This is a genomic window from Streptomyces sp. NPDC057654 (assembly GCF_042800135.1).
In the GTDB taxonomy this organism is placed as follows: Bacteria; Actinomycetota; Actinomycetes; order Streptomycetales; family Streptomycetaceae; genus Streptomyces.
In genome coordinates this window covers 1-8,203 of sequence record NZ_JBHVHQ010000355.1, presented here as the reverse complement: position 1 = coordinate 8,203, position 8,203 = coordinate 1, and the positions used below count along the sequence as shown (strand labels likewise).

The following is an 8,203-nucleotide window of genomic DNA, read 5'->3' as shown; positions in this document are numbered from 1 at the left end:
GGGGCTCGCCGGGTCGAAGCCGTAGTGCGGGAAGCCGTCGCCGCCGCGGTGGTCGCGGCGGTAGACGTACAGGGCCTGCACGCGCCACGCGTCCGGCGCGTCGCCGTCCTGCTCGGCCGGGCACTGCCGGACCACCTGGACGACGCTCGGCCGCCCGGCGACCTGGATGCGGGTGCCGTCGGCCGGGCCGCCCCGCAGCACGGCCGTCTCCCAGGCCGAAGCGTCGGCCGGTCCGTCCAGCACCGCCGTCTCCCACACCATCGTGATCTCCCACCCGTCGTTTACGGCTGCTACCGCTCGGCTCGACTCGGCTCCCGCGGACCGCGCACTGCGAAGCCTACGCTTCAATAATTGCGCAAGTGAGAAACTAGGCTGAATTTCTTCCGCTCGACGGCCGCCCGATCGCCCGATCACTGGATCGCTGGATCGCTGGATCGCTCGATCAGTCGCGCCGACGGCTGAACATCCGCCGCACCGCGCGCACGATCAGCCAGATCACCAGCACCACCACGAGGATGATGACGATCACCAGCACCAGCAGGAAGATGCCGAGCTTCTTGAAGAACCCGGCCTTCTTCTTCTTGGGCTTCTCCGCGGAGGAGTCGGCGGCCAGGGTCTGCCGGCCCTCCGACGCCGCCGTGACGCGCCCCGCCTGAGCAGCGGGAGCGGCGGCGGAACGCGCGTCGTCGGCGGCCACCGCCTGCCGCGCGGATACGGTCAGGACCTGATCGACCGGCGCGGCCGAGGCGGCGGCGGGGGCGCCCGCCACCAGCGCGCCGATCAGCAACGCCAGCACCGCGACCGCCCGGCCCCGCCGCCCGGCAGGCGCCGCAGCCGGTATGCGGGCCTCGTTCCGACCCTCATCGCACCGTCGTACCGTGTTCACTGGCGTCCTCACATCTCATTCGTGGTGTACAGGCCCCGAAGTCCGCACCGCGACAGCCGGTGCTCGGAGCGCGTCCATTATGAGCGCGGAACGCGCACCCCCCGCGCGGGCCGACCCTCGTGACCCGGCCGAATCAGCCGCTCTCCGCCCCCTGTTCGCAGGCTTCCGGCCGTATGTCGCCCACTTGGCAGCCGATACCCCGTGTGCGACGCTCCGTCCTGAAACCAGGCACGGCACGCCCCTTCTCGTACGGCACGTCCCTTCTCGTACGGCACACCACTTCGCGTACGGACCGCCCCCGTACGGTCCGATCTCGTACGGACCGAGGAGACCCGGCATGACCACCGACCGCACCCTCTACCGGACCCCGGCGGACGCCGTGGCCGGGCCGCCCGAAAAGCTCGCGTACGTCGTCGGGTTCGACCGCTCGGCCCGCCGCCCGGACGCGCTGTTCGTCCTGGACACCGACCCCGATTCGGCCTCGTACGGCCGGGTCACGCACATGACCGAGGTGCCCGGACTCGGCGACGAACTGCACCACTTCGGCTGGAACGCCTGCTCCAGCGCGCTCGCCCACGAGGGCCACCACTCCCCCGAACGGCGCTACTTGCTCGCGCCGGGCCTGCGCTCCTCGCGGCTGCACGTCTTCGACACCCACCCGGACCCGGCCCGGCCGCGCCTGGTGAAGGTCGTCGAGACCGAGGAACTCGCGGCCAGGGCCGGCTATTCGCGACCGCACACGTTGCACTGCGGACCCGACGGCGTCTTCCTCTCCTGCCTGGGCGGCGCGGACGGCGCGGACGGGCCGGGCGGCGTCGCGCTGCTGGACCACGAGACGTTCGAGGTGCGGCGCGCCTGGGAGAGCGACCGGGGGCCGCAGCGCCTCGCGTACGACGTGTGGTGGCACCTCGCCCACAACACCGCCGTGACCAGCGAGTGGGGCACCCCCTCGATGATCGAGAACGGCGTGGACCCGGACCTGCTGCTCGGCCGCGGCTACGGGCACGCCCTGCACTTCTGGGACCTCGACACCGGCCGCCACCGCCGCCGGGTGGACCTGGGCGACGAACACCAGATGGTGCTGGAGCTGCGCCCCGCCCACGACCCGCGCGCCACCTGGGGGTTCGCGGGCGTCGTCGTGAGCGTCGCGGACCTGTCGGCGTCCGTGTGGCTGTGGCACCGCGAGGACGGGGAGTACACCGCGAGCAAGGTCATCACCCTGCCCGCCGAACCGGCCAAGACGGAGGATCTGCCGCCGGCCCTCCAGCCGTTCGGCGCGGTGCCGCCGCTCATCACCGACATCAACCTGTCGGTCGACGACCGCTGGCTGTACGTATCGGCGTGGGGTACGGGCGAACTCCTCCAGTTCGACGTCAGCGACCCCTTCCGCCCACGCCGCACCGCGTCCGTACGCCTCGGCGGCATCACCGCCCGCCGCCCGCACCCCAGCGCCCCGGACGTCCCGCTCACCGGCGGCCCCCAAATGGTCGAACTCAGCCGCGACGGCCGCCGCGTGTACCTCACGAACTCCCTCTACGGCTCCTGGGACGACCAGTTCTACCCGGACGGCGTCGACCCCTGGCTCATCAAACTCGACGCCGACACCGGGACCGCCGGCGGCGGGCTCCGCGTCGACGAACGGTTCTTCCCGCACGGCGAGGAGTTCCGCGGGCTGCGCGTCCACCAGACGCACTTGGAGGGCGGAGACGCCTCGTCGGACTCGTACTGCTATCCGTGATCAGGGCTGCCCATGAGCGGGCGGGGAGCGGGCCGGGAACCTCCGGTGAACCAGTGAACTAGTCTGAGTCCGCATCGAATCCGGTACGCACTCAGCGAAGGCAGCGACACGTGACGCGATCTCTCCGGGCGGTGATCGCCGAGGACAACCCGCTGCTCCGCGAGGGGCTCACCGGGGTGCTCACGCGCTTCGGCCACGAGGTGGCCGCGGCCGTCGGCGACGCGGACTCGCTGCTGTCGGCCGTCGCCGAGACGCGCCCGGACATCGTGGTGACGGACGTACGGATGCCGCCGACCCAGACCGACGAGGGGCTACGGGCGGCACTCGACCTGCGCCGCGCAGCGCCGGGGCTGCCGGGGCGGCCCGTGCTGCCTGTGCTGGTGCTCAGCCAGTACATCCAGCGCACCTACGCGTCCGAACTGCTCGACTCCTCGGACGGGGTGGCCGTCGGCTATCTGCTCAAGGAGCGGATAGGCAAGGTCGAGGAGTTCGTCGACGCGCTGCACCGGGTCGCGGACGGCGGCACGGTGGTGGACCCCGCGGTCGTACGCCAGTTGCTCAGCCACCGCCGCGACCCCCTGGAACGGCTCACGGCACGCGAACGCGAGGTCCTGGCGCTCATCGCCGAGGGCCGCTCCAACGCGACGATCGCCCGCACCCTCGTCGTGAGCGAGGCAGCCGTCAGCAAGCACATCAACAGCATCTTCATGAAGCTGGACCTGCCCCCGACGGCGGACGGACACCGGCGGGTGCTGGCCGTACTGGCGTATCTGCGCGACTGAGACTGAAGGCGGCTTCTGCTCGTGCTCGGTGCGGGGCCGGTGTTGGACCCGGCGTTGGGCCCGGCCGGCGACCCGCCAGGCGGCGATCCACAGCAAGATGCCCAGCGGCAGTTCGGCGATCCACACGACGAGCAGCGTCTGCGCGTAGCCGAGGCCGACCCGCGCGGTGGCGGTGTCGAACCACGTTCGGGCGGGGTGTGGAGCGCGGCCGGGAGGGGGCAACACTGCTGGTGAGGGGGTGGGGGCTTTTGCTCCCCCTAAACCCTCAACACAACCCTCCCGAACACCTCCCCCGCGTCCATCTTCTGGTGTGCCAATACCGCTTCCTCCAGCGGCAGTACCTCATGCACCACCGGCAGCAGCTCGCCCCTCGTAGCCGCGGCGAACTGCTCCACCCGGGCCGCGCGGCGCGAGTCGGCCGGGACCGTGTCGGCGCTGAAGGTGGAGAAGGTCAGGGAGCGGCGGAAGGACTCGATCAGCTTTGTGCCGAAGTCCGCCGGCGGGGGGCCCGCGACGATGCCGATGGCTGACATGCGGCCGTTCACATTGAGCTTGTCGATGAAGGACGGCATGTCCCGGCCCGCGATGACGTCGATGATCACGTCGTAGCCCGCGGGAGCCGAGTCGTCAGAGCCCTCCCCGACCTCCCCCGCCCTGTCCAGCACATGCGTCGCGCCCAGCTCGCGCAGCCTGGCCCCCCGTTCCGGGGACGAGGTCGTCACCGCGATCGCGCCCGCGCCCTGCCGCGCCGCGAGTTGGACCAGCATGGTCCCCAGGCTGCCGCCCGCCCCGCGGATCAGCAGGGTCTCGCCGGGGGCGAAATGGGTCTGGGCCAGGGCGAAGTGGGCCGTCATGCCGGAGTTGCCCAGGGTCGCCGCGTCGACGGCGGACAAGGCGTCCGGCAGGGCGATGACCTCCTCGACCGGTACGGCCGCCAGTTCGGCGTAGGCTCCGCCCATTCCCGTGAACGCCCATACGCGGCGGCCGATCCACGAGGTGTCGACGCCGTCGCCGACCGCCGTCACGGTCCCCGCCACCTCCCCGCCGGGGACATGGCCCTCCTTGAAACCGAAGGCGGCCAGCGCACCGCTCCGGATCACGGTGTCCACGCCACCCACGCCGACCGCCTCGGCGGCGATCAGCACCTGTCCGTCGGCGGGTTCCGGGTCGGGCAGGTCCACGACGGCCATGCCGTCGGGGGGCCCGTACTTCTGGATCACCACTGCCTTCATGAGCTTCTCCGCTCCAAGCCTCGCGCATCCGCCCTACTGCTCTGCGTCTCTGTTTCGGACGCTAACGGACGCCCCCGTCCACTTCGCTAAAGTGAGAAAGATGCCCGACCGTTTGCATCAGAAGCAGCCCCCGCAGCCCCCGCAGGCTCAGCAGCCCCCGCAGACCCAGGCCGCCCGGTCTTCGCTCCGCTCCGACGCCCAGGACAACCGCGAACGCATCCTCGTCGCCGCCCGCGCGCTCTTCGCCGCCGACGGGCTGAACGTGTCCATGCGCGAGGTCGCCCGGCGCGCCGAAGTCGGGCCCGCCACGCTCTACCGGCGGTTTCCCACCAAGCAGACGCTGATCGACGAGGCCTTCGCGAAAGAGCGGCGCACGTGCCTCGCCATCGTCGACGAAGGGTGCGCCGACCCCGACCCCTGGCGCGGCCTCTGCCTCGTCATCGAGAAGGTCTGCGAGGTGAACGCGCACAACCACGGGTTCACCGAAGCCTTCATGTCGGTCTTCCCCTGCTCACCGGAGTTCGCGGCGACCCGCGCGTACGCCCTCAACGCGATCGCCCAACTGGCGCGCCGCGCCAAGGAGTCCGGCCGGCTCCGCCCCGACTTCGTGCTGGACGATCTGCTGCTCGTACTCGTGGCCAACAGGGGGATGCGAGCCCTGCCGGAAGTCGACCAGGTCGCGGCCTCCCGGCGCTTCGCCGCCCTCATGATCCAGTCGTTCCAGGCCCCCGATGAGAAGCACCCACCGCTCCCGCCCGCCCCCCGTCTGTCAGCGGCGCTGCTCAAGAACCCGTAGAGTCGACGGCAGTTACCCCCGCCGGTATCTCCACCCGTACGAGCGTCGGCCCGCCCGCCGGGCTGGAGATCAGCAGCCGGCCGTCCAGCACCGCCAGCCGGTCCGCCAGCCCCAGCAGCCCCGTGCCCTTGTCCGTATCCGCGCCGCCCCTCCCGTCGTCGCGGATCCGCACCACCAGGCAGTCGCCCGCGAGCTCCCCGCGCACCTCCGCCCGCCGCGCCCCGCTGTGCTTGGCGACATTCGCCAGCGCCTCGCAGACCGCGAAGTACGCGGTGGACTCCACCGCCTCCGGAAGCCGCCCCGGCAGGGCGAATTCGACGTCCACGGGGACCGCCGACCGGTCCGCCACGTCGTGCACCGCGCTCGGCAGGCCCCGGTCGGTGAGCACCTGCGGGTGGATGCCCTGGATCAGTTCGCGCAGTTCCTCCAGGGCCAGGCCCGCCTGGTCCTGGGCCTTCGCGATCAGCCCGGCCGCCTCCTCGCCCTCGGACATCCCGGCCAGCCCCAGCAGCATCGTGAGCGCCACGAGCCGTTGCTGCGCCCCGTCGTGCAGGTCGCGTTCGATGCGGCGGCGCTCCGCCTCGAAGGCGTCCACCAGCCGCGCCCGCGACCGGCTGACCTCCAGCAGCCGCTGCGAGAACTCCGCTTCCCGCCGCCCCAGCACCATCCGCGTCAGCGCCGCGCGGCCCCCCGCCACCACGCCCATCAGATAGCCCCCGGCGGGCAGCCACACCAGCCCGAGGAGCCCGGTCGCCGCCGCCTGCGGGAGGGAGGCGATGTCCCAGCCCGGCAGCAGCTGCACCTGCCCGTTGACGCCCGCCGCCACCGTTCCCGCCTCGTACAGCACGCCTACGGGCAGCAGCAGGCCGAGGCCCAGGGCCGCCAGGTCCACGGGCCACAGCAGCAGGCAGAAGACGAAGAGGTAGCCCAACTCCCGCCAGGTGACGGGTTCGCCGAGCCGGGTACGGGCCCACGCCACGAAGCCGGGGCGGTCGACCGCCGGGTGCGGGTCGCGTACGGCCGCGCCGCCGAGGAGCCGGACCCGGTGCCGTTCCACCGCCCCCATCGGCACCCCGGCCAGGCAGATCGCGGCGAGCAGCGGAACGCCGATGAGCAGCACGGACAGCACCGTTCCGACCAGGATGAGGGCTACGAGCAGCCCGAACGCGCCAGCGCCGCACACCGCGCCCGTCGCCAGGTACGCGGCCGACCGCCACGGCCACCGCGAGCACAGATAGCCCCGGCGGCGCAGCGCCCGCCACACCCCCGGCCGCCCGTCCCGCGCGCCGGCCGCCTCCGCCCCCTGCTCCCGCCCCATTGCCGAAACGATACGGACGGCCGCGTACGGCGTCCTGCGGTCCTGCCCCCGTAACGCAGCCCAGTAGTGCCTGCCATACCCCCAAGACTCGTCCCTGCGGTAGTGCGGCGACCGGCCCGCCGCCGGTTTCCTGATACGCATGGACGCCAAGGACTCCAAAAACACCAAGGACACCGAGAACGCCAACGAACCGGTGCAGCTCTTCTCCGTGTCGAGGAGTTACGGCACCGAGCCGAACACGGTCACCGCCCTCGACAACGTGACCCTCGCCATCCCCAAAGGGTCCTTCACCGCCGTCATGGGCCCCTCCGGATCGGGCAAGTCGACGCTGCTGCAATGCGCGGCCGGACTCGACCGGCCCACCGGCGGCCGGGTCGTCCTCGCCGGTACGGACCTGACCGGGCTGAACGAGACCGCGCTGACCCTGCTCCGCCGCGACCGCATCGGCTTCGTGTTCCAGTCCTTCAACCTCCTCCCCTCCCTCACCGCCGAGCAGAACGTCTCCCTCCCGCTGCGGCTGGCCGGCCGCAGGCCCACCGGCACCGAGATCGAGGACGTACTGACGGCGGTCGGGCTCGGCGACCGCGCCCGGCACCGCCCCGGCGAACTCTCCGGCGGCCAGCAGCAGCGCGTGGCCATCGCCCGCGCCCTGATCGTCGACCCGCAGGTGCTCTTCGCCGACGAGCCCACCGGCGCGCTGGACGCCGGCAATTCCCGCGAATTCCTCGCGATGCTGCGGGACATGGTCGATGACGGGCTGACCATCGTGATGGTCACACACGACCCGGTGGCCGCCTCGTACGCGCACCAAGTGATCTTCCTGGAGGACGGCCGCATAGCGGGCCGCCTCGAAGCCCCGACGGCCGCGGAGGTAGCGGCCCGGATGACCCGCATGGACCGGACGGCCGAGGTGGACCGGATGGCGCGTACGGACCGGACGGCCGAGGTGGACCGTATGGCGCATACGGACAGGACGGCCGAGGTGAGCCGTTTGACGCCCACGGACCGGACGCCCCACGCGAAAACGGCGCAATGCTGAACCTCGCCCGGCACACCCTGCGCCACAGATGGGGCGCCTTCGTCGGACCCTTCGTCGCGCTCATGCTCGGGGTGGCGCTGCTGTCCACCATGGGGCTCGTACTCGCCGCGACCGTCACCGACCCGGGCCGAGGTCCCGACCATGGGCCAGACCGCGGGCCCGGCCGGTTCGCCGCCGCCCCCGTGGTCGTACGGGGCGAGCCCGACCTCACCGTGCCCGACCCCTGGGGCGGCCAGGACAAGGAGCCCCTGGAGGAGCCGCGCGGCCTGTCGGACGCGCTGGTGGCGAAGGCCCGTGCAGCATCCGGCGGGCGCACCGTGCTGGACCGCAGCTTCCCCGTTCAGCTCGCGGGCGGCCCCGATCGGCAGGTCGGTCACGGCTGGCCGTCGGCGGCCCTCGCCCCGTACCGGCT

At 72.2% G+C, this 8,203-nt stretch carries 8 protein-coding genes and 1 pseudogene; 5 read left to right on the top strand and 4 right to left on the bottom strand.

The genetic code is table 11. The features are described from left to right. On the bottom strand, nucleotides 1-261 hold a 261-nt coding region (locus tag ACFU99_RS24200; RefSeq protein ID WP_363225051.1), incomplete at its 3' end, for a hypothetical protein. A 181-nt stretch (nucleotides 262-442) separates the two neighbouring features. Further along, nucleotides 443-796: a hypothetical protein gene (locus ACFU99_RS24195; RefSeq protein ID WP_384395267.1), complete on the bottom strand. Its 354-nt coding sequence runs from the start codon at nucleotides 794-796 to the stop codon at nucleotides 443-445. Between the two features lie 427 nt (nucleotides 797-1,223). Between ACFU99_RS24195 and ACFU99_RS24190 the strand changes: the two genes are divergently transcribed. Together ACFU99_RS24190 and ACFU99_RS24185 are read left to right on the top strand one after the other, a co-directional pair. Beyond that, on the top strand, nucleotides 1,224-2,624 hold the full coding sequence (locus ACFU99_RS24190; RefSeq protein ID WP_384395265.1) for a selenium-binding protein SBP56-related protein: 1,401 nt from the start codon (nucleotides 1,224-1,226) through the stop codon (nucleotides 2,622-2,624). 131 nt (nucleotides 2,625-2,755) lie between these two features. Beyond that, nucleotides 2,756-3,406: a LuxR C-terminal-related transcriptional regulator gene (locus tag ACFU99_RS24185; RefSeq protein ID WP_384395269.1), complete on the top strand. Its 651-nt coding sequence runs from the start codon at nucleotides 2,756-2,758 to the stop codon at nucleotides 3,404-3,406. Between the two features lie 257 nt (nucleotides 3,407-3,663). Here the strand turns inward: ACFU99_RS24185 and ACFU99_RS24180 are convergent, their stop codons facing one another. Next, nucleotides 3,664-4,638: a zinc-dependent alcohol dehydrogenase family protein gene (locus ACFU99_RS24180; RefSeq protein ID WP_384395264.1), complete on the bottom strand. Its 975-nt coding sequence runs from the start codon at nucleotides 4,636-4,638 to the stop codon at nucleotides 3,664-3,666. A 100-nt stretch (nucleotides 4,639-4,738) separates the two neighbouring features. Between ACFU99_RS24180 and ACFU99_RS24175 the strand changes: the two genes are divergently transcribed. After that, entirely contained in the window at nucleotides 4,739-5,434 is a 696-nt protein-coding gene (locus ACFU99_RS24175) for a TetR/AcrR family transcriptional regulator (RefSeq protein ID WP_384395263.1), read from the top strand. Here the strand turns inward: ACFU99_RS24175 and ACFU99_RS24170 are convergent. Beyond that, the gene (locus ACFU99_RS24170; protein ID WP_384395262.1) at nucleotides 5,421-6,752 is read right to left on the bottom strand and encodes a sensor histidine kinase; all 1,332 of its coding nucleotides are present in this window, start codon (nucleotides 6,750-6,752) and stop codon (nucleotides 5,421-5,423) included. The genes ACFU99_RS24175 and ACFU99_RS24170 overlap by 14 nt on opposite strands. A gap of 139 nt (nucleotides 6,753-6,891) precedes the next feature. Between ACFU99_RS24170 and ACFU99_RS24165 the strand changes: the two genes are divergently transcribed. Together ACFU99_RS24165 and ACFU99_RS24160 are read left to right on the top strand one after the other, a co-directional pair. Beyond that, a complete protein-coding gene (locus ACFU99_RS24165) occupies nucleotides 6,892-7,791 on the top strand; it encodes an ABC transporter ATP-binding protein (protein ID WP_384395261.1) in 900 nt (299 codons plus the stop codon). Next, nucleotides 7,785-8,203: pseudogene (locus ACFU99_RS24160) on the top strand (ABC transporter permease); the annotation flags it as partial. The gene ACFU99_RS24165 and the pseudogene ACFU99_RS24160, both read left to right, overlap by 7 nt.

Coding starts and splice junctions, on each gene's coding strand:
- ACFU99_RS24190 (WP_384395265.1), top strand. CDS start 1,224: ATGACCACCGACCGCACCCTCTACCGGACCCCGGCGGACGCCGTGGCC.
- ACFU99_RS24180 (WP_384395264.1), bottom strand. CDS start 4,638: ATGAAGGCAGTGGTGATCCAGAAGTACGGGCCCCCCGACGGCATGGCC.
- ACFU99_RS24175 (WP_384395263.1), top strand. CDS start 4,739: ATGCCCGACCGTTTGCATCAGAAGCAGCCCCCGCAGCCCCCGCAGGCT.
- ACFU99_RS24170 (WP_384395262.1), bottom strand. CDS start 6,752: ATGGGGCGGGAGCAGGGGGCGGAGGCGGCCGGCGCGCGGGACGGGCGG.
- ACFU99_RS24165 (WP_384395261.1), top strand. CDS start 6,892: ATGGACGCCAAGGACTCCAAAAACACCAAGGACACCGAGAACGCCAAC.